At 37.7% G+C, this 461-nt stretch carries 1 protein-coding gene; it reads left to right on the forward strand.

Translation table 11 applies throughout. The features are described from left to right. The coding region (locus KH400_RS20985; RefSeq protein ID WP_217227968.1) for a glycosyltransferase at nt 1-461 on the forward strand (461 nt) is incomplete at both ends.

A 461-nucleotide genomic window follows, 5' to 3' on the forward strand; every position in this document is an offset into this window, starting at 1 on the left:
TCCCTAGATGGAAGTTACGAAATGATTTAAAGCTGCAACCAGATGAAAAAACGATTCTTATATCTGGTGGGGGCTTAGGTTTGGGCAAGTATGAAGAGATCATTCGAACCTTGGAAGAACTACAGCAGAACATTCAAATTTTATGTATGACGGGAACAAATAAAGAGTTAGAAGAGAAGATCCGCCAGTGTAAAAGCAAACATCGGCTACACATAATTTCATATACTAATCAATTCACAAATTATTTACGGGCGAGTGATCTTGTTATTTCAAAAGCAGGTGGATTAACTGTATCAGAAGCTTTAGCTTGTGAGACCCCAATTTTGATTTATCAGCCAGTTCCAGGACATGAAGAAGATAACGCCCAATTTTTAGTTGATTTTGGCACCGCTGTGAAAGCAGAACGAATTGAAGACATTTCTAGTCATTTAGAAGACATGGTGTTTAACGAAGAGACGTAT

The organism is Desertibacillus haloalkaliphilus, from assembly GCF_019039105.1.
Classification (GTDB): domain Bacteria; phylum Bacillota; class Bacilli; order Bacillales; family KJ1-10-99; genus Desertibacillus; species Desertibacillus haloalkaliphilus.